Raw genomic sequence first — 18,836 nt, forward strand, 5'->3', positions numbered from 1 at the left:
GCCGGTGGCCTTACGAGGGGAGATGCAATACGCGGACGTGTTTCTCCAGCGTTTCCATCTCCGGCTTATCCGGATCAAATACCACCCGCGCAAGAATCGAGCCGGAGGTACGGAATGCGGGTGCTGGTGGTGGAGGACGAGCGCGTGCTCGCCGGCGCGATCGCCGAATGGCTGCGCGACGAGACCCACGCGGTCGACCTCGCGCACGACGGCGCGGCGGCGCTGGAGCGGATCGCGGTCAACGACTACGACGTGGTCGTCCTGGACCGCGACCTGCCGCGGGTGCACGGCGACGACGTGTGCAGGGAGCTGGTCGCCTCCGAGTCCGACGCGCGGGTGCTGATGCTCACGGCCGCCGCCCAGCTCGACGACCGGGTCAGCGGGCTGTCCATCGGGGCCGACGACTACCTGTCCAAGCCGTTCGCCTTCCCCGAGCTGGCGGCGCGGGTCCTGGCACTGGGACGGCGCTCGCGGCCGGCCACTCCCCCGGTGCTGCGCCGGGCCGGGATCACGCTCGACCCGGGGCGCAGGGAGGTGTTCAGGAACGGGCGGTTCGTGCCGCTGTCGAAGAAGGAGTTCGCCGTCCTGGCCGAGCTGATGCGGGCGCAGGGCACGGTCGTCTCGGCCGAGCACCTGCTGGAGAAGGCGTGGGACGAGCACGCCGACCCGTTCACCGGCGCGGTGCGGCTGACGATACTCAAGCTGCGCCGCAAGCTGGCCGACCCGCCGGTGGTGGAGACGGTGCCGGGAGTGGGGTACCGGATCGCATGAGACTGCCCCACCCCACCCTCAGGCTGCGCCTCACCCTCGTGTACGGCGCCCTGTTCCTGGTGGCGGGGCTGGCCCTGCTGGGCGTCACGTACCTGCTGTTCAACCAGCAGCTCGCGCAGTCGTTCGAGAACCGGTTCGTGACCACTGCCGGCACCCGCAAGAACGTGATCTTCCTCAAGCAGGACGGCGTCGAGCTGGTCGGCCCCGCCGCCGTCGACTGGATGCGGCAGCAGGAGGAAGGGGTGCGGGAGGCCGCCGTGACCTCGCTGCTCACCCAGGGCGCGATCGCGCTCGTCGTGGTGTGCGGGACCGCCATCGGGCTCGGCTGGGTGGTGGCCGGACGCGTGCTGGCCCCGCTGCACCTGGTGACCGAGGCCGCGCGCAGGATCGCCGCCGCCCCCATGGCCGAGCGCGGCCTGCACGAGCGCATCGCGCTCGGCGGCCCCCCGGACGAGGTCAAGACGCTGGCCGACACGTTCGACACGATGGTGGAGCGGCTCGACCACTCCTTCGACGGCCAGCGCAGGTTCGTCGCGAACGCCTCCCACGAGCTGCGCACGCCCCTGACGCTCAACCGGGCCCTGGTGGAGCTGGCGATGCACCGGCGTACCGCCTCCGACGACGTCAAGGAGCTGGGCGAGAGCCTGCTGCAGATCAACGCCCGCCACGAGCGGCTCATCTCGGGCCTGCTGCTGCTGGCCCGCTCCGAGCAGGAGATCGCCGACCGCTCCCCGGTGGACCTCGCCGACATCGTCTCGCACGTGGTCGCCCAGACCGCCCGCGCCGCCGCGGAGGCGAACGTCGTCGTGAAGGAGGAGGCCGGGCCCGCGCCGACCGCGGGCGACGCGCTGCTGCTCGAACGACTGGTGCACAACCTGGTCGAGAACGGCATCCGGCACAACCTCGGCGACGGCGGCGGTTGGGTCCGGGTGGTGAGCCGGACGGCGCCCGGCGGCCTGGCCGAGGTGGAGGTGACCAACAGCGGGCCGAGCGTGCCGCCGTACGACGTGCCACTGCTGTTCAAGCCGTTCCACCGGCACGGCGCCGAACGGGTGGTCACCGGGATGAGCGCGGGGCTCGGGCTGTCGATCGTGCGCTCGGTGGCCGTCGCGCACGGAGGCGACGTGACGGCCCGCCCGCGCGAGGGCGGCGGCCTGGTCGTCACCGCCACCCTCCCGGCCGGCTGACCCGGCTACTGGTGGGCGGCCGTGCGCAGTGAGCGGTAGAGCAGGCGCGGGTCGCCCAGGTGGTGGCGGAGCAGCTTCTCCAGGCCGCCGATCGGGACCAGGTTCTGGGGGGCGCGCGGGTCCTTGTAGTCGACGCCGGCCAGCGCCGGCAGGGCCAGCGTGACGGCGTCGGCCAGCTCGACGACCTGCGCGGGGTCGAGCTCGGCGCTGGCCTCGCAGCGGGCGATCCCCGCCCACGGCGCCGTCGACTGGACCGGCAGCCGCAGGTACCAGGCGTGCCGGCGCCAGCTGGTGCCCATGAGGAACACCGGCGTGCGCTGCCCCGGCGTGAGCGCGGCCACCACGGCCGACTGCGGCTGCGGCAGGTACGCCGCGTGGTGCGTCTTGATGTAGCCGACGGTCCGCGGCAGGTGGGTGCGCCCCCGCAGCGGGCCGTCCACCAGCAGCAGGTCGTCGCCCAGCGACCGGTGGCGGACCGCGAGGTCCACCTCCAGCTGGGTGACCTGGCGTTGCAGGGCGAGCGACAGCTCCTCGAAGCTGGAGTCGGCGGCCTTGTTCGGCAGGTAGGAGGCGTGCGCGGTCTTGACCTCGGGCGCGTACGGGGAGGCCGAGATCAGCGTCCTGTTGACCTCGATCGCGGCCAGCTCGGCCCCCTCGCGCCCGCAGCGGACGATCCCGGCGGCGTAGGAGGCGGCGATCCCGGGGACGGGCATCGGCAGGTCGGGATCGTGCACCCACACGCGGGCGTCGATCCGGCGCACCCCGTCGGCGACCAGCAGCGTCTCGGGGGCGGCGGCGCCGGGGCCCGGCGTGACCGGCTTCCAGTCGGCGGCCGGCCGCTCGATGTCGAGGACCAGCTCGGCACTGGTGGCGCCCAGCTCGGACAGGGCCTCGACGGCGATCGCGGCGGCGTAACCCGGGTCCCAGGGGTCGACGGTGAAGCCCGGGTTCACGGCCCCACCTTGCGCACGTGCGAGCCCTTCGCGTCGCGCAGCACCTCGAAGCGCGCCGGCACCCGGTCGGCCAGCGCCGGGACGTGGGTGACGACGCCGATCATGCGCTCCTGACCGGCGGCCAGGCGTTCGAGGGTGGTGGCGACGGTGTCGAGGGTGGCCGGGTCGAGGGTGCCGAAGCCCTCGTCCAGGAAGATCGAGTCGAGCCCTCTGGCGACGGCCCCCGACAGCGCCAGGGCCAGGGACAGCGCGGCCTGGAAGGTCTCGCCGCCGGACAGCGTGCGGGCGCTGCGCCGCAGGCCGGCCTCGCCGTGGTCGATGACCTCGATGTCGCCGGTGCGTTCGCCGAGCGCCAGCTCGTACTGGCCGTCGGACAGCTCCATCAGCGTCTCGGACGCCGCGGCGACCAGCACGGCCAGCGCCTCGGCGCACAACCACCGCTCGAAGGCGTTGGCCCGCAGGCGCAGCGCCAGCTCGTGGGCGACCTTGGCCTCGTGATCCTTCTCCGCGACGACGGTCTCCAGCTCGGCGGCGCGCCTGCGTTCCTCGCGGACCCGTTCGAGGGCGCCGTCGGCCCGCGCGACCGCCCCGGCTACGGCCGCGCCGAGCTGGTCGGGGGTGGCGTTGCGCGGGACGGTGACGCCGTGCTCGGCCAGGCGTTCGGTCAGCCGGTGGCGTTCGGCGGCGAGCCGGGCGGTGGCCTGGGCGAGCTCCTGCTCCCGCTCGGTCAGGGCGGCGCGGGCGGCCTCGGCGGCCCGGTCGCGCCAGCCGAGCAGCTCGGTCCAGGCGCGGTGGAGGTCGTCGCGGGCGAGCGGCGGCGGGGCCTCGCCGGAGGGCGCGAGCACGAGCAGCCGGTCGCGGGTGGCCGCGAGGGTCTGCCAGGCGCTCTCGGCCTGCCGTTCGACCTGTTCGGCGGCGGTACGGGCGCGTTCGAGCTTCTTGCGCGTGTTGCGCATGGCCGTACGGGCCTCGGTGGCCAGGGCCTCGGCCTTGGCGATGGCGGCCAGGCGGCCTTCGATCTCGTTGCGGTCGCCGGGGGCGGGCAGCGCGGCCAGCTCGGCGTCGAGCCTGCCCGACTGCGTGGCCAGCATGGACGCCGACGTCTCGGCCTTGGCCAGGGCCGCCCGGCCACGGGTCGCGTGGTCGCGGGCGGCTGCCAGGGCGCGGTCGGCGGCGCCGAGATCGGCGGGCCGGTCGTGGTGGGGCAGCTCGGTGAGCGGGCGCAGGCAGAGCGGGCACGGCTCCCCCACGGCCAGCCGGTGGCTCAGACCTGCCGCGGTGTGGGCGTCGCGCAGCCGTTCGCGCTCGTGCTCGGCGTCGGTCAGGGCGCGTTCGGCGTCGGCGACCGCGGGGGTGAGGCGTTCCAGCGCCGTGGCGGCCTCGGCCGCCGCCCTGCGGGCGTCGGTGGCCTGGGCGGTGAGGCGCTCGCGGGCGTCGAGGGCGGCCAGCGCGGCCACCGGCTCGGCGCGGTCGCCCAGCGCGGCCAGCGCCTCGAACGCCTCGTGCTCGTCGGCCTCCACGGAGGCCGCCTCGGTCTCCAGCGCGGCGACCGCGTCGGCGGCCTCGCGGCGGGCCGAGGCCAGCGTCGGCACCGCGGGCGGCATGCGCAGCGCGGCCAGCGCCGACTGCCGCTCGGCCACGGACGCGCGTTCCTGCTCGGCCCGCCCGATGTCGGCCTCGCGGGAGCGCAGCAGGTCGAGGTCGGCGTCGATGGTGCCGGCCAGCCGCCGCAGCGCGGCCAGCCGGTCGGCCAGCTCGCGTTCGGCCTCGTCGGACGCGCCGGCCAGCTTGGCGAGCTGGTCGCGGGCGAAGGCGGCGGCGTTGCGCGCGGCCTCCTCGTCGCGGGCGGCCCGCTGCCTGATCAGCTCGTAGACGTCGGCGTCGAGGAGCTGCACCAGCAGGTCCTGGCGCTCGCGCGGCGCGGCGTGCAGGAACTCGGCGAACCGGCCCTGCGGCAGCACCACGCACTGGGTGAAGAACTTGTACTCCAGGCCGGTCACCCGCTGCACCTCGGGCGTGACGTTCTCGCCCTCGGCCAGCGGTTTCAGCACCATCTCGTACGCCGCGTCGAGCGGCGCCGCCGGGTCGAGCTCGTCGATCCTGGCCTCTTTGGTGCGGACGGTCCCCTTGGCGTCGCGGACCAGCGAGCGCACCACGCCGTAGCGCCGCCGGTCGCTCTCGAAGACCAGCGCCACCTTGCCCGAGCTGGCCGACGGGGCCAGGGCGTGGGCGATGACGTTCTCCTTGCCCCAGCGCGGGACGGTGCCGTACAGGGCGAAGCAGATGGCGTCGATGATCGTGCTCTTGCCGGCGCCGGTCGGGCCGACCAGGGCGAAGTACTCGGTGTCGGAGAAGTCGACGGTGGCCGGCTCGCGGAAACTGCCGAAGTGGTCGAGATGCAGCAGCAGGGGACGCATCAGCCGGTCACCTCGTCGTAGAGCCGGTCGAACAGGGCGGCGACCTGGTCGTCGTGGCGGCCGGTCGCGGTCAGGTACTCGCGGAACAGCTCGCGCGGGCTGCGCGCGGCCGACCCGGCCCGGCGCACCGCGGGCACCGGCCGGAACCGCTCGTCGAGGACGACGTCGACCGAGCCGGGCAGCAGGTCGCGCACCTGGTCGGACAGGCCGACCCGGGGCTTCTCCTCCACGATCACCTTGAGCCAGTCGTCACCCGCCTCCAGGCCCTCCAGCTGCTCCAGCGTGCCGCGCACCGTGCGCAGCCGGCGGGCCGAGGCGAACGTCAGCTCCCGCACCACCGCGGGCCGCCCCGGCGTGACCTCCACCAGCAGCGCGCCCGGCGTGTTGCCCTCCTCGCCGAAGTCGACGGCCAGCGGCGAGCCGCTGTACCAGATCGGGCACGGGCCGGGGATCTGCTGCCTGCGGTGCAGGTGGCCGAGCGCGACGTACTGGGTGGAGACCGGGAAGGCGTTGGACTCGAAGTAGTAGGAGAAGATCGACTGGGCCTCGCGCTCGCCGCCGCCGAACGCGCCGCCCGGCAGGGTGCCGTGCGTGGTGATCAGGTTGACGGTGTCGCTCTGGAAGCCCGCGGTCAGCGCGCCGACCAGCTCGGAGATGCGGGTGGCGTAGTCGCGGTTGTGGTCGGCGGTGGTGCCGGTGAGCACCTCAGCGGCGCGTACGACATAGCGGTGGGACAGGAACGGCAGCACGCCCAGCCGCACCGGCTCCCCCGAGCGCGCGGTGAAGGCCAGTGTGCCGCCCGCGTCGGGGCGGCGGAAGACGCCCACCACGTGCATGCCGAGCTTGCCGAGCACCGGCCGGTAGACCTCGAAGAGCTGCGGGTTGTCGTGGTTGCCGGCCAGCACCACCACGTCACGGCCGTCGCCGCGCAGCGCCATGAGCGCGTTGAGCACCAGCGACTGGGCCTCCGGCGTCGGCGCCGAGGTGTCGAACAGGTCGCCGGCCACCACGACCGCGTCGACGTCGTGGGTGCGGGCCGCCGCGACCAGCTCGCGCAGCACGGCCCGGTGCTCGTCCATGCGGGAGCGGCCCTTGAGCACCTTGCCCACGTGCCAGTCCGCGGTGTGCAGGAATTTCACCGAGCTCCCTTCAGAACGGCGGAATGTCGTCTTCGACGCCCGGCAACCCCTGGAACGGATCGGCCGACGGGCTGACCCGCGAGGCCGCCTCGGCCGGCCGGGTCGCCCAGGCGGGGAACGGGAAGGCGACGGCCAGCGGCACCGGGATCTCCGGCTGGGCGACGAACATGGTGCCCGGTTTGGCGATCGTGGCGCGTTCCCTGACGGCCGGGGGCAGCCAGCCGTACTCGGAGCGGGCGGCCTCGGCCGGGTCGAGGCGACCGGCGACGCGTACGGCGCTGTTGGAGACGATGCGGCGCTCGACCTCGGAGGCGGTCTGCTGGGCGCCGATGAGGATCACGCCGAGCGACCGGCCGCGCTCGGCCACGTCGAGCAGGATCTCCTTGATCGGCGAGTCGCCCTCGCGCGGCGCGTACTTGTTCAGCTCGTCGAGCACCACGAACAGCAGCGGCTTGGCCGTGCCCGAGGTCTCCTTGCGGTGGAACTCGCCGCGCAGCACCACGCCCACCACGAACCGCTGGGCGCGTTCGGGCAGGTTGTGCAGGTCGACGATGGTGACCTGGGCGTCGGACGTGCGCACCGAGTGGGCCCGGAAGAACGGCAGGTCGCCGCGGACGATCGGGGACAGCGGCTTGACCGCGCTGCGCAGCCTGCGCAGGAAGGCGTTGACGGTGCCGAGCGGGGTCTGGGCGCCGGTCCACTCGATGCGGGTGGCCTCGTCCTGCAACTGGTCGGACAGCAGCTCGACCAGATCGCCGAAGGTGCGGCAGGCGGTTCCCCTGATCATGACCGCGCCGCCGTCGCCGACCGGCTCGGCCCAGGACTTCAGCCGGGCCGCCACCTGGCCCACCAGCAGGGAGTAGCCGGCGCGCTCGTCGTCGGCGTCGGCGAAGACGAACCGCAGCAGCTCCTCCTCGCACAGCTCGACCAGCGTCCAGTAGAACGAGCTGACGCCCTGGGTGCGGGCGGACACGTGCGGCACGCCGTTGGGGTCGCCGGGCCGCGGCGGCGCGAACACGTGCACGCTGCCGAACGGCTGGGCGGGCAGCCCGAGCCGGGCGTACGCGGCCCGCGCCTGCTCGTCGAGGCGCACGTTGTCGTGGTCGAGGAAGAGCAGGTCCTCGCCCTTGACGGAGAAGATCAGCGCCTTGGTGTTGGCCGACTCGGCGTCGAGCACGCCCGAGTTGAAGATCGAGTAGAGCAGGAACGTGGCGAAGGACGTCTTGGTGGCCACGCCGGAGACGCCGGAGATCGACACGTGCGCGCCGCGGGTGCCGTCGAGGAAGTCGAAGTTGACGTAGAGCGGCAGGCCGTCGCGGCCCATGCCCATGGGCACCCGGCGGTCCATCACGTCGAAGTAGAGCGCCTGGTCGCGGTCGCCGGCCCCGGCCAGGAAGACCTTGGCGCCCGGCAGCGGCGGCACGAACACCTCGGGCTCGACCCTGGTCACCCGCACCTCGGCCACCTCGACCACGGCGGCGGGCAGCGCGCCCTCGGCGATGAGGAACACGTCGGAGTCGTAGGCGGCGCCCTCGTGCCTGGCCTCGACCGTGGTCACCACGCCGGCGACCAGCACCGGGCCGTGGCCGGGCACGTCGCGCCTGGTGACCACGACGTCGTCGAGCTGGAGCACCTTGCCGGGCTCCAGGCCGACCCAGAACGACAGCGGCGAGGCGGCCTGGGTGCCCAGGACCCGGCCGACCGCCTCACCGGTCGCCATCGCCGCAGGAGACGCCTCGCGGCTCGCAGCCCCGTTGACCGTCACGAATCCCTCCACCACCAGACATGCCCTTCCAAAGGAGAGTAGTCGGGGGCCGGGGATGCGTCTGGCTCATTGCCGCCTTCGCCGCGCCGCGTCAGAGCGCGAAGGCCGCCTTGGTCCAGGCGAACTGGGCGTCGAGAACCTCGCCCAGCAGGCCGGCCAGCGTGGCGTCGGGCCGCCCGGCCGACTGCCTCGGCCCGATGCGGCCGCCCTCGGCGCTCCGCCCGGCCACCAGCAGCACCCGCGCGCCCGCCCGGTCGACCGCCAGGGCCGCGGCCGGCTCCCACGCGCCGTCCCGGTGCGCCGCGGCGGGCCTGCGCGGCCCCTCCCGGTGCGCCGGAGGTCGCCACGCGGCCTGGCCCTCCGCGGGCGCGAGGGCAGGCGCGGGGGCGACGACCACCATCGCGTCGACCCGCATCGCCGTCGCCACCCGCCGCCGCGACTCGTCGAAGGCCGTCTCGGGCGGCACGGGCTGGGCCCGCATCGACTCGGCCATCGTGCGCAGCAGCGCGGGCAGGTCGAGCTCGCCCGCCGGCGGAGCCAGCTCGTACTGCAGGTAGCCGACCAGCGGGAACGGCGGGTCGGGGAGGGTGTTGTAGCCGAGGAACAGCCTCGGCCACCCGGCCGACTCCGAGGGGCCGGTCAGCGCGCCGTGAGCCACCCGCCCGAGCTCGCCGCACCCGTGGTGGGGCAGGCCATTGACTGACCGCAACATCGCCATGCACGAATTGTTGCAGACCGATTACCTTCAGTTGCGCGTTCTCCACGAGAGCCCGGGGCCTCCGCCGTCCAGCGTGATCATCTTGATGGGAGCCATGGATACCACCCGGGTCCGACAGAACCGGCACAGAACCGGCTCCGCACAGCACGTGTTGTCCGGATGTGGACGGTCCGGTCAACCTGTCGCATCCGTCCGCCGTCCCTTCTGTGTCACATCCGTCGCAAAGGGAAAACGTCGTGCGCCTGCCACTGATCCTGCCCTTGGCCGTCCTGCTGTTCGCCACGCCCGCGCCAGAGAGCGGCACGGTGGCGGCGTACACGTGCAAGACCACCGGTACGAGCGAGACGCAGATCGTCAAGATGGACATCAAGCTCACCGTGCCCGCCACCGCCCCCGCGGGCCGGCAGATGACCATCGGCTGGCGCGGCTCGTACGTCGAGGGCGCCGAGCTCCGCGCCCCCGCCACCGGCCTGGACGGCCAGGTCAGCCTCTACGCCTACGCCGCCGTCAGCGGGATCGACCGGCTGACCTCGGCGACGGGCGTCGGCAGCCCCGGCCTGATCGTCCCGGGGGCGGTCATCCCCCTCCTCCGGGAGACGGTCGAGCTGCGGACCACGCCCCGGGAGCCGGGAACGGGCACGGTCCGGCCCGCGTCGGTGAACTTCGGGCCGACCCCGCAGAAACGCCTGATCGAGTGCGAACTCCAGGACAAGGACGCGCCGGCGTCGTACCCCCTGACCGTCACCGCCGCCGCCGGCACCGCCCCGAGCCCGGACGCCCCGAGCACGCCGGACACCTCAGACACCCCGGACACCTCGGACACGGAGGCCACGCCCCCGGACGAGACCGCCGAGGACACGCCCACCGCCACGCCGACGGGCGGCGCGAACACCGGCGGCGGGGGCGAGGCGGGCCCCGACGGGCGGGCGCTGGTGCTGGCCGGCTCGCTGGTCCTCGCCGCCGCCCTCACCGGCTTACGCCTGCGCCGCCCGTCCCGCCCGTAGACGATCCGCGCCGGTACGTGACTCGGCCGTACGGGCCGGGCCACGTGTCATGCGTGGAGGTACGTGCTCCTATGATCCGATGCGTGGCCAAGTACTTCGACCTGCACCCTGACAACCCCCAGCCTCGCCTGATCGGCCAGGTGGTCGAGACCCTGCATGCCGACGGGCTGATCGCCTACCCGACGGACTCGTGCTACGCGCTGGGGTGCCGGCTGGGCAACAAGGACGGCCTCGACCGGATCAGAGAGATCCGGCACCTCGGCAGCGATCATCACTTCACCCTGGTCTGCAAGGACTTCGCGCAGTTCGGTCAGTTCGTTCATGTGAGCAACGCGGTGTTCCGGCTGGTCAAGGCGGCGACGCCGGGCGGGTACACGTTCATCCTGCCGGCGACCAAGGAGGTGCCGCGGCGGTTGCTGCATCCCCGGAAGAAGACCGTCGGCGTCCGGATCCCCGATCACGTCGTCACCCAGGCGCTGCTGGCCGAGCTCGGCGAACCGCTGGTGTCGAGCACGCTGATCCTGCCCGGCGAGACCGAGCCCTCGACGCAGGGCTGGGAGATCAAGGAGAGCCTCGACCACATGGTGGACGCCGTCATCGATTCGGGGGAATGCGGCGCCACGCCGACGACCGTCGTGGACCTCTCACAGGATGAGCCCGAGATCCTTCGTCGCGGCACCGGAGACCCGTCCCTCTTCGAATAGGCCCGCCCGGCCGGCCACCCCTTCGGGAGGCCGGCCGAGCCCGCTCTCACCCTGGACGGCCGGGAGCGGTGACCAGGGCGCTCTGTCCCGGTGCGACCTGCGTGACCACGGCGGGGGCGTCCGGGAAGCGGGCCTCCCAGCGGTAGGCGGTGTCGCTGGAGGTGTTGGTGAGCGTGGTGGCGGTCCTGCCGTCGTGCCGGACGGTGATCGTGCCGTCGCCCAAGGGGATGCCCGAGACCTCGGCCCAGGCGATGTCGTCGGGCAGGCGGGACAGCGTGGTCACGGCGTTCACCTCGGGTGTGACGCCGAGCAGGCCCTCGACGACCTGGCTGACGAGAGTGAAGGACACCTCCGGGTAGTCGCCGTTGAGCCCGCCCGCGACGTGCGGTTCCGCACGCCGGTCGAAGACGTGCCGCATCCAGCGCCAGGCGGCCGCGTTCCTGTCGTGGCGGAAGAAGGTGTCGGGCAGGTACGTGTAGGCCTCGATGTTGCGGGGACGCTCGGGGCCGGCAGCTTGGCCGTCGATGAAGTCGAGGTAGGCCTCGTTGCGCGGACCTGGCTCGATGAGGTCCTTGAGCGGCATGAACCAGCTGTTCTCGCAGCCCCATCCGGTGACGGGGGCGCCGTCCACGGTGTAGCCGCGCACCAGGTCCGCGGGGTTCTCGCCGACGCTCCAGACCTCGTTGAAGTGTCGCCTCAGCTCGGCGGCCCGGCGGGCGAAGTCCTCGCCGTCCAGGCCGCGGGCCCGGCTCAGGGCGCTCATCGCCAGGTATGCCTGGTACCGGGAGCCGACGGAGTCTCCCGCCTCCGCCAGGTGCTCGCCGGCCAGCTCGTTGTAGCTGGCCACGCCCTGGAAGATGCCCCTTCCGGTGGCACGCGGCACGACCTCCGTCACCGCGTTGCGGTAGTAGGACCACAGCACGGGATCCTCGACGTAGGCGCGGTCCCAGGTCCATCGGTAGGCGGTCCCGGCCTTCTCCACCAGCTCGTACACCGCGGGCAGCTCGCGGACGAAGGAGTCGGGGCCGCGGTAGTCGATGGACAGGTAGGAGCCGTCGAAGTTGAACGCCCACACCGGGTGGAAGCCGTGCTCGGGGGTGGCCGAGGCGGCGAAGCAGCGCAGCATGGTGAGGTTGGCCTCGGCCATGCCGAGCAGGTGCGCGCCGACGATCTGGTGGGCGAAGTCGCGGGCGTAGAAGCCGCTGCGGTGTGCGTAACCCGCCCAGTAGGAGGGCAGGTAGCGGCTCTGTCCCGTCCCCGCGGGGCGGTGCTCGTCGACGTCGACGGGGCCCTGCGAGCCGGCCTCGTGCCGCAGGCGCAGCGCCTTCGCCCGGGCCCACTCGAACATCGCGACCAGCTCGGAGCTGGCCGAGCCGATGCGCATCATGGGCCGATGCTGGGACGGATCACCAGCTCCCCGGGCAGCAGCAGCCCCGCCTGAGGGGTCGTGCCGTCCTCCACCGTCTGGATCAGACGGCCGATCAGCGCCCGCGCGATGCGCTGGAGCGGCAGCCGTACCGTGGTCAGGGCGGGATGGAGGAACGCGGTGAGGGGAAGGTCGTCGAAGGCGGCCAGGGCGAGGTCGGCGCCGATCTCGATGCCCTCCTCCCTGGCCGCGGCGTAGACGCCGAGCGCGAGCCAGTCACCGGCGGCCACGACGGCCGTCGGGCGGTTGCGGCCGCGCAGCAGCTCACGGGTGACCGTGACGAGCTCCGCGGGGCCGTCGCCCGGCGCGGAGAACTCCTGCCCCACCAGGCCGTGCCTGCGGACGCCGGCGCGGAAGCCGTCTCTGCGGTCCTCCATCCACGGTTGCGCGCCGACGGAGGCCAGGAAGGCCACGCGCCGATGCCCCCTGGCGGCCAGCAGCCCGACCAGCTCGATGACCGCCTGAACGCTGTCGACGTCCACCCACGACTGCGGCTGGTCCGGCATCGTCCTGCCGAACGCGGCGAACGGGAACCCCGCCGCGGTCAGGTGCGCGACTCTGGGGTCGTCACGCATCACGTCCGACAGCAGGAAGGCGTCCACGGTGCGGGCCGCGATCACCTCGTCCAGTGCCTGCTCCTGACTCTGGCCCGGGCGCGGCCGCAGCAGCAGGATCCGGTAGCCGACCTCACCGGCCGAGGCCACCACGGCCTCCAGGAACCCGCCCATCAGCGGGTTGGGGTTGGCGGGGTCGTCCACCGGGGTCGGGTAGGCGATGATGCGCCTGGTGCCCGACTTGAGGCTGCGCGCCGACTGGTCGGGCCGGTAGCCGAGCTCCTCGATCAGCCGGGTCACCCGTTCCAGCGTCTCCGGCTTGAGCCGCTGGGGGGCGTTGAGCGCGTTGGAGATCGTCTGACGGGACACGCCCGCCGCGCGGGCGACGTCCTCGATGGTGATCCCACGGCGTGCCGCCACTCAGTCTCTCCTCACCGTCAGCAGGCCCCCCACGGGTACCTCGACCACGCTCGCGCCGGAGGTGAAGCGCAGCTCGCTCTCGCTCACGAGCCGCCCGCCGCAGTCGCGGACCTCGGCCGTCGCGACACCCCGCCCGTACAGGACGACGCGGGTGTCGGGGGCGGCGTTGGCCACGAGCAGCTCCGCGATCTCCGGCACGTCCACAGGCAGGGCAGCGTACCGGGCCACGACCTCGTTCTCCTCACTGTAGGCCCGCACCAGCGGGTACCCGTGCTCGACCCCGTGCGGTTCCAGCACGCCGAGCTGCAGCGTGGCGAGGTGGCGCCGGAAGACGCCCAGCCAGAACCGGATGGCGGCGAGCTGGTCGGGCCGCTGGGCCGCCAGGTCCACGGAGATCTGCGGCACCGAGAAGAGCACGTTGATCAGGTGGACCGCGACCTGCTCGGCGGACTCGTCCGGATGCCAGAGGATCATGTCCGAGTGCACGGCCTGAGGTCCGGCGGTCAGCCGCAGGTCGATCGTCCGCTGCCGGTTCTCCTGCGGGCTGAGCGGGCAGTCCACCGCCCTGACCATGTTCGCGTACGGCCACAGCCCCGGGCTCGTGTACGGCTGGCGGTGCTCGATCAGCACGTCCGGCTTCGCCGCCCGGAGCCTGACGTCGAGCTCGCTCAGCAGCTCCGCCACCCCTTCGTCGGTGCCGAAACGGTCGACGAAGTCGATCTTCAGGCCGTCCGCGCCCCACTCCTCCACCGCTCGCGCCAGCTTGTCCACGAGGAACGCGCGCACCTCGGGGTGACGCGGGTCGAGGACGGCCGCGTCCATGTGGTCGAGGTAGCGCAGGAACTTCCCCTCGAAACGCTCGAACGCGGCGTTGTGCTTGCCTACGAACGGCAGCGCGTACCACAGCAGGTAGGCCATGCCGTCGCTCTGGACCCGCTGGATGTGCTGCCGGATGTCGGGGATGTTGGGCTCCCAGTCGCCGCAGAAGGCGTACCCCCGCGACCGGTCGGCCGTCTGCCACCCGTCGTCCACGATCATCGTGGCGCAGCCCAGCTCCTTCGCCAGGCGGGCCTGGAGCTCCACCGACTCCCGCGAGACCTCCTGGTGCATGCTGTACCAGGTCGAGTACACGGGCAGCCGGGCCTGAAGCGGCGTGGGCGGCAGGTCGCGGCCCTCCTGCCACCATCCGGCGACCTCGGTCAGCGCCGCGGAGAACTGCCGGTCCGACAGGTCCAGCCGGATCCGCAGCCCCTCGTTCTGCACGGTGAAGACGAACTCGCCGGTCTCCTCGATCACGCCGCCGGTGAAGCTGCCGGTCACCGAGGCCAGGGCCACCGTGCACAGGTTGGCCCCCGCCGTGCCGACAAGGCTGACGACGGGCGCGCCGGAGACCAGCCCGGCCGCCGCCGGAGAGCTCCAGATCGGCGGGATCCAGCGGGTGCCCGAGCCCGGCGTCCAGAAGGCCGCGGCGTCGACGCACGGCAGTCTCCACTGCGCCGCGGTCCCTTCGGGGGCGTCGATCAGCCAGACGTCCGGCGCGACCGGGGTGACCGTGATCGCCTCCGTACCGGCTATCGCCACCTCGACCTCGCCCGCGCGGACGACGGTCGTCTCCCCGAGGGCGTGCGGCTCCCAGATCTGCATGGTCAACCTTTCGTGGCCCCGGCCAGCAGGCCGGAGATGAACTGTTTCTGGAGGATGAGGAAGAGGATCATCATGGGCAGCGCGGAGATCGCGGTGCCCACCATGACCTGGCCGAAGTCGGTCCTGGCCAGCCCCTGGAGGGTGGCCAGCGCGACCGGCAGGGTGAACATCTCAGGTGTGCGCAGCGCGATCAGCGGCCACAGGAAGTCGTTCCACGCGCCGAGGAACAGGAAGACCGCCAACGCCGCGAGCGCGGGCCGCATGACCGGCACCACCACCCGCCACAGCACCCTGAGCTCGCCCGCCCCGTCCACGCGCGCCGCGTCGAGCAACTCGTCGGGCACGGCCTGCAGCGACTGCCGGATGAGGAAGATCCCGAACGGGACGGTCAGGTTCGGCAGGATGAGCGCCGGGAAGGTGTCGATCAGCCCGAGGTCGTTCATCATCTCGAAGATCGGGATGATGGTGACGCCGCCCGGGATCACCAGCGTCGACAGCAGCAGGACGAAGAAGGCGTTCCTGCCGCGGAACTCGAACTTGGCGAACGCGTAGCCCGCCAGCAACGCCACGACCAGCGCGATCGACGTCTGGACGGCCGCCACGAGCAGCGTGTTCCCCAGCACGCGGAGCAGGCCGATGGACTCCTCCAGCTTCGCGGTGTTCGCTCCGAGCTGGTCGCCCGGCGAGAACGTGGGCGTGGCGCCGAAGATGTCGGCGTTGGCGTGCGTGGCCGCCATGGTCAGCCAGTAGAACGGGCCGACGCACAGGGCGAAGCACGCGGCGAGCGCGAAGGTCAGCAGCCAGCCCTTCATTTCCTGCCTCCGGTGAGCTTGAGCTGCACCAGGCCGAAGCCGGCCACGATCAGCGTGAGCGCGTAGGCGATCGCCGAGGCGTAACCGAAGTCGAAGTAGCGGAAGCCGTTCTGGTACAGGTAGAGGGAGATCGTCAGGGTGGAGTTGTCCGGGCCGCCGCCGGTGAGCACGAACGGCTCGTCGAACAGTTGCAGCGTGCCGATCGCCGACAGCACGATCGTCAGCAGCAGGATCGGCCGCAGTTGCGGGACGGTGATCGACCAGAAGCGGCGGACCGCTCCCGCGCCGTCGACCATCGCCGCCTCGTACAGCTCCTTCGCGATGCTCTGCAGCCCGGCCAGGTAGATCACCGCGTTGTAGCCGCAGTAGTGCCAGGTCAGCGCGATGACGATGGCGATTCGCGCCCAGAAGGGGCTGCCCAGCCAGTCGATCGGGCTGACGCCGAAGAGGCCGAGCAGCCAGTTGAGCAGGCCGGAGTCCTTGCTGAGGATCACCGAGAACATCACGCCGTAGGCGACCAGGCCGGTCAGCGAGGGCATGAAGACGCCGAGCCGCCACAGGGCGCGCAGCCGTACGAGCTTGGAGTTGAGGCCCAGCGCCAGCAGCAGCGCGAGGATCAGCATGATCGGGACCTGGACGACGAGGATCAGCGCGGTGTTCCACAACGACGTCCAGAACAGCGGGTCGTTCACCAGCCTGACGTAGTTGTCCAGTCCGGCGAAGGAACGCGCCGCCCCGGCGCCGGTCGTCAGGCTGATGTAGGCCGCCGCCAGGATCGGATAGGCCTTGAAGCAGACGAAGCCGAGCAGCGCGGGCAGCACCAGGAAGTACGGAACGTTTCTCCTGGTGAGCAGGCGGGCGGTCATCCCGCGAGCTTCCTGCCGGACTGCTGGGACAGCTGCTGGGCCGCCTGGCTCAGCGCGGCGGCCGGGTCGGCGCCCTTCAGCAGGACCTGGGTCTGCGCGTCACTGGCGATCTTCAGCGCGCGGGCGTAGTCGCCGGAGTAGTAGGTGGCGTCCGCGCCCTCGCCCAGCGCGTCCACGAAGGTCTTGAGCGCGGGCTGCCCGCCGTAGTAGTCCGTGCCGGCGGCGAACCGCGGGTCGGCGTAGGCGGCGTTCAGAGCGGGGAAGACCCCGCCGTCCTTGAACATCTTGTTGATGACCTCGGGCCTGGTCAGCGCGTACTCAAGGAACTTGAACGCCTCCGCCTTGTGCGGGCTGGTCCCGGAGACCGACAGGTACGTGGAGTTGACGATCGCGGTGCGCTTGCCGCCCGGCACGACGGCCGGCGGCTGCATGACGCGCCAGAGCCCCTTCTGCTCCGGCCACGTCTCGGGGATGTAGCCGACCCCCCAGGCCGCCCACGGCAGCACCGCCACCTTGCCCTGGCTGATCAGCTTCTTCCGCGTCCCCTCGCCGGAGGTGTCGGCGACGATCCCGGCGTCGTTCATCTTCTTGATCAGGGTCATCGCCTGCACGGCGGGCGCCGAGGAGAGCGTGACCGCTCCCTGACGGTCGAAGTAGAAGGCGCCCTGCTGCTGCAGCAGCGACTGGAAGAGGTCCATGTCCACGCTGCCGGCCGCCGGCTTGTTCAGGCCGATCAGATAGGCGCCCGTCCTCTCCTTGAGCTTCTTGCCCGCCTCGATCGCGTCGTCCCAGGTCCTGATCGCCGCGGAGTCGATGCCTGCCTTGTCGAACAGGTCCGAACGGTAGAAGAACCCGACCGGGTTGACCTCCCACGGCATCGCGTACGCCTTGCCGTCCTTGCCGGTGACCGTCGGCCACAGGCCCTTGGCGAAGGCGTCCTTGTACTTGTCGGCGCCCAGCTCGCTCAGGTCCGCCAGCCCGCCGGGGAACTTCTCCATGTATCCGGGCAGGTAGTCGATGCCGATGTGCAGGACGTCCCCCAGGCCCTTGCCTCCCGCGGCCAGCCCCACCGTGATCTTCTCCCAGATCGCGGGGTTCCCGACCACCTGGACGTCGACCTTGATGCCGGGGTTCGCCTGCTCGAAGTCCTTGGCCACCGAGGCCAGCCCGTCGGAGGCGGGCTTCCAGCTCCAGACCGTGATCTTCACGGGACCGGTGGACCTCTGGTCGCTCCCGCCCCCGCCGCCGCAGGCCGTGACGGCCAGGGCGAGAGTCGCGGAGACGACCATGACGGCAGGTCGGTTCATGACGATTCCTTTCTCGGGGGGTGCAGGGCGGCGGCCAGACGCTGTACGGCCTCGCCCGAGGTGGTGGCGTGGGGCGAGAGACGGATCCACTCGCCCCGCAGAGTCGTGGTGAGCCCGGCGGCGGTCAGCGCGGCATGGACGGCCGCCGGCTCCCGGCCGGGCATCGTGAAGGACCCGATCCCGCTCCACTCCGCGGCGCCACGTCCGGCGCCGGGCGGCGCCGGTCCGCCGGCGGGCGCGTCCAGCAGCACCCGCGCCCCGGCGGCGCGGGCCGTGTCGAGCAGCTCGCCCAGCCGGTCGGCCGTCCTGCGGCCGATCTCCGCGACGCCGGCCTCCAGGACCAGCTCGATCGCGACGCCCAGGGCGGCGACGCCGGAATAGTCGGGATTGGTCATCGTGTGCGCGGCCGCTCCCGCGAGCGGCGGCCGGGGCGCGGGCCCCGCCAGTGGGCCCTCGACCCCCGACCATCCGCCGAGCCCTGGTGCCATCAGCCCGGCGACGCGGTCGCGGGCCAGGAAGAGAGCCGCCCCCCATCCGGCGCGCAGCCACTTCTGCCCGCCGCAGACCAGCACGTCGGCGGCCTCCACCTCCAGCGGCACGGCGCCCAGCCCCTGGATCGCGTCCACGACCAGCACGCGTCCCGGCCCGAGCACCTCCTTCAGCGCGCCCAGCGGCGCCGGGTAGCCGGTGAGCGCGTCGACCGCGCTGACCGCGAGTGCCCGCACCGACGCGTCCAGGTGCTCGGCCAGCACCTGCGGGGTGAGGCGCACTTCGTCGATCCACCGCACCCGGAGCCCGCCGCGCCCCTCGAACCGCAGCCAGGGGTAGACGTTCGCGGGGAACTCACCGCGGGGCACCAGCACCACGCCCTCTCCGGGCAGCGCGGCGGCGGCGGCGAACAGCCCGTGGCTGGTGGAGGAGAGGAACGCCACTTCGTGCTCGGCCGCCCGCAGCAGCCGCGCCGCGGCCGAGCGCGTCCGCGCCGCCTGCTCCTCGAACCAGGCCAGCGGCATGTCGCCGACGCGGCGGCGGGCCGACTCGGCCAGGACCGCCGCGACCGCGCTGGAGAGCGGCCCCAGCCGGGCGAAGTCGAGGTAGCCGGGTGGCTCCGCGAAAATTTGAACGTTCATATCCTCTGACGGCTCATCC

The 18,836-nt window shown here is 72.6% G+C and carries 16 protein-coding genes; 4 read left to right on the top strand and 12 right to left on the bottom strand.

Going from position 1 to position 18,836, the window contains the following annotated elements:
• Positions 1–114: 114 nt before the first annotated feature.
• On the top strand, positions 115–771 hold the full coding sequence (locus ACIBK9_RS48955; protein ID WP_352352030.1) for a response regulator transcription factor: 657 nt from the start codon (positions 115–117) through the stop codon (positions 769–771).
• Positions 768–1,958, top strand: coding sequence for a sensor histidine kinase (locus tag ACIBK9_RS48960; protein WP_397166074.1), 1,191 nt, complete (start codon positions 768–770; stop codon positions 1,956–1,958). The genes ACIBK9_RS48955 and ACIBK9_RS48960 overlap by 4 nt, the downstream gene beginning before the upstream one ends.
• Positions 1,959–1,963: 5 nt before the next feature.
• Here the strand turns inward: ACIBK9_RS48960 and ACIBK9_RS48965 are convergent, their stop codons facing one another.
• From ACIBK9_RS48965 to ACIBK9_RS48985, 5 genes are all read right to left on the bottom strand, one after another.
• A complete protein-coding gene (locus ACIBK9_RS48965; protein ID WP_358288212.1) occupies positions 1,964–2,911 on the bottom strand; it encodes a hypothetical protein in 948 nt (315 codons plus the stop codon).
• Entirely contained in the window at positions 2,908–5,328 is a 2,421-nt protein-coding gene (locus ACIBK9_RS48970; protein WP_397166076.1) for an AAA family ATPase, read from the bottom strand. Before ACIBK9_RS48970 ends, ACIBK9_RS48965 begins: the two co-directional genes overlap by 4 nt.
• Positions 5,328–6,467 (bottom strand): exonuclease SbcCD subunit D, encoded by a 1,140-nt coding sequence (locus ACIBK9_RS48975; RefSeq protein ID WP_397166078.1) that lies wholly within the window; start codon positions 6,465–6,467, stop codon positions 5,328–5,330. Before ACIBK9_RS48975 ends, ACIBK9_RS48970 begins: the two co-directional genes overlap by 1 nt.
• Positions 6,468–6,477: 10 nt before the next feature.
• Complete coding sequence (locus ACIBK9_RS48980) at positions 6,478–8,187, bottom strand: ATP-binding protein (protein WP_397166079.1); 1,710 nt, start codon at positions 8,185–8,187, stop codon at positions 6,478–6,480.
• A gap of 136 nt (positions 8,188–8,323) precedes the next feature.
• On the bottom strand, positions 8,324–8,950 hold the full coding sequence (locus tag ACIBK9_RS48985) for a hypothetical protein (RefSeq protein ID WP_397166081.1): 627 nt from the start codon (positions 8,948–8,950) through the stop codon (positions 8,324–8,326).
• Between the two features lie 236 nt (positions 8,951–9,186).
• On the opposite strand from ACIBK9_RS48985, the gene ACIBK9_RS48990 reads away from it, so the two are divergent.
• The gene (locus ACIBK9_RS48990) at positions 9,187–9,954 is read left to right on the top strand and encodes a hypothetical protein (protein WP_397166082.1); all 768 of its coding nucleotides are present in this window, start codon (positions 9,187–9,189) and stop codon (positions 9,952–9,954) included.
• Positions 9,955–10,037: 83 nt separating this feature from the next.
• On the top strand, positions 10,038–10,658 hold the full coding sequence (locus tag ACIBK9_RS48995) for an L-threonylcarbamoyladenylate synthase (RefSeq protein WP_397166084.1): 621 nt from the start codon (positions 10,038–10,040) through the stop codon (positions 10,656–10,658).
• Between the two features lie 46 nt (positions 10,659–10,704).
• On the opposite strand, the gene ACIBK9_RS49000 is transcribed toward ACIBK9_RS48995, so the two are convergent.
• Genes ACIBK9_RS49000 through ACIBK9_RS49030 form a run of 7 tightly spaced genes read right to left on the bottom strand, consistent with a single transcriptional unit; the run spans position 10,705 to position 18,817 of the window.
• Entirely contained in the window at positions 10,705–12,045 is a 1,341-nt protein-coding gene (locus tag ACIBK9_RS49000; protein WP_397166085.1) for a hypothetical protein, read from the bottom strand.
• The gene (locus tag ACIBK9_RS49005; protein ID WP_397166086.1) at positions 12,042–13,058 is read right to left on the bottom strand and encodes a LacI family DNA-binding transcriptional regulator; all 1,017 of its coding nucleotides are present in this window, start codon (positions 13,056–13,058) and stop codon (positions 12,042–12,044) included. The genes ACIBK9_RS49000 and ACIBK9_RS49005 overlap by 4 nt, the downstream gene beginning before the upstream one ends.
• Complete coding sequence (locus ACIBK9_RS49010) at positions 13,059–14,702, bottom strand: glycoside hydrolase family 36 protein (protein ID WP_397166087.1); 1,644 nt, start codon at positions 14,700–14,702, stop codon at positions 13,059–13,061.
• Positions 14,703–14,704: 2 nt separating this feature from the next.
• Positions 14,705–15,514 carry a carbohydrate ABC transporter permease gene (locus ACIBK9_RS49015; protein ID WP_352352042.1) on the bottom strand — a complete coding sequence of 270 codons (810 nt, stop codon included), beginning with the start codon at positions 15,512–15,514 and terminating at the stop codon, positions 14,705–14,707.
• Positions 15,511–16,380 carry a sugar ABC transporter permease gene (locus ACIBK9_RS49020; RefSeq protein WP_352352043.1) on the bottom strand — a complete coding sequence of 290 codons (870 nt, stop codon included), beginning with the start codon at positions 16,378–16,380 and terminating at the stop codon, positions 15,511–15,513. The genes ACIBK9_RS49015 and ACIBK9_RS49020 overlap by 4 nt, the downstream gene beginning before the upstream one ends.
• On the bottom strand, positions 16,377–17,687 hold the full coding sequence (locus tag ACIBK9_RS49025; RefSeq protein ID WP_397166088.1) for an ABC transporter substrate-binding protein: 1,311 nt from the start codon (positions 17,685–17,687) through the stop codon (positions 16,377–16,379). Before ACIBK9_RS49025 ends, ACIBK9_RS49020 begins: the two co-directional genes overlap by 4 nt.
• On the bottom strand, positions 17,684–18,817 hold the full coding sequence (locus tag ACIBK9_RS49030; RefSeq protein WP_397166089.1) for an aminotransferase class V-fold PLP-dependent enzyme: 1,134 nt from the start codon (positions 18,815–18,817) through the stop codon (positions 17,684–17,686). The genes ACIBK9_RS49025 and ACIBK9_RS49030 overlap by 4 nt, the downstream gene beginning before the upstream one ends.
• Between the last annotated feature and the right edge of the window lie 19 nt (positions 18,818–18,836).

This window comes from Nonomuraea sp. NPDC050227, assembly GCF_044459705.1.
Classification (GTDB): domain Bacteria; phylum Actinomycetota; class Actinomycetes; order Streptosporangiales; family Streptosporangiaceae; genus Nonomuraea.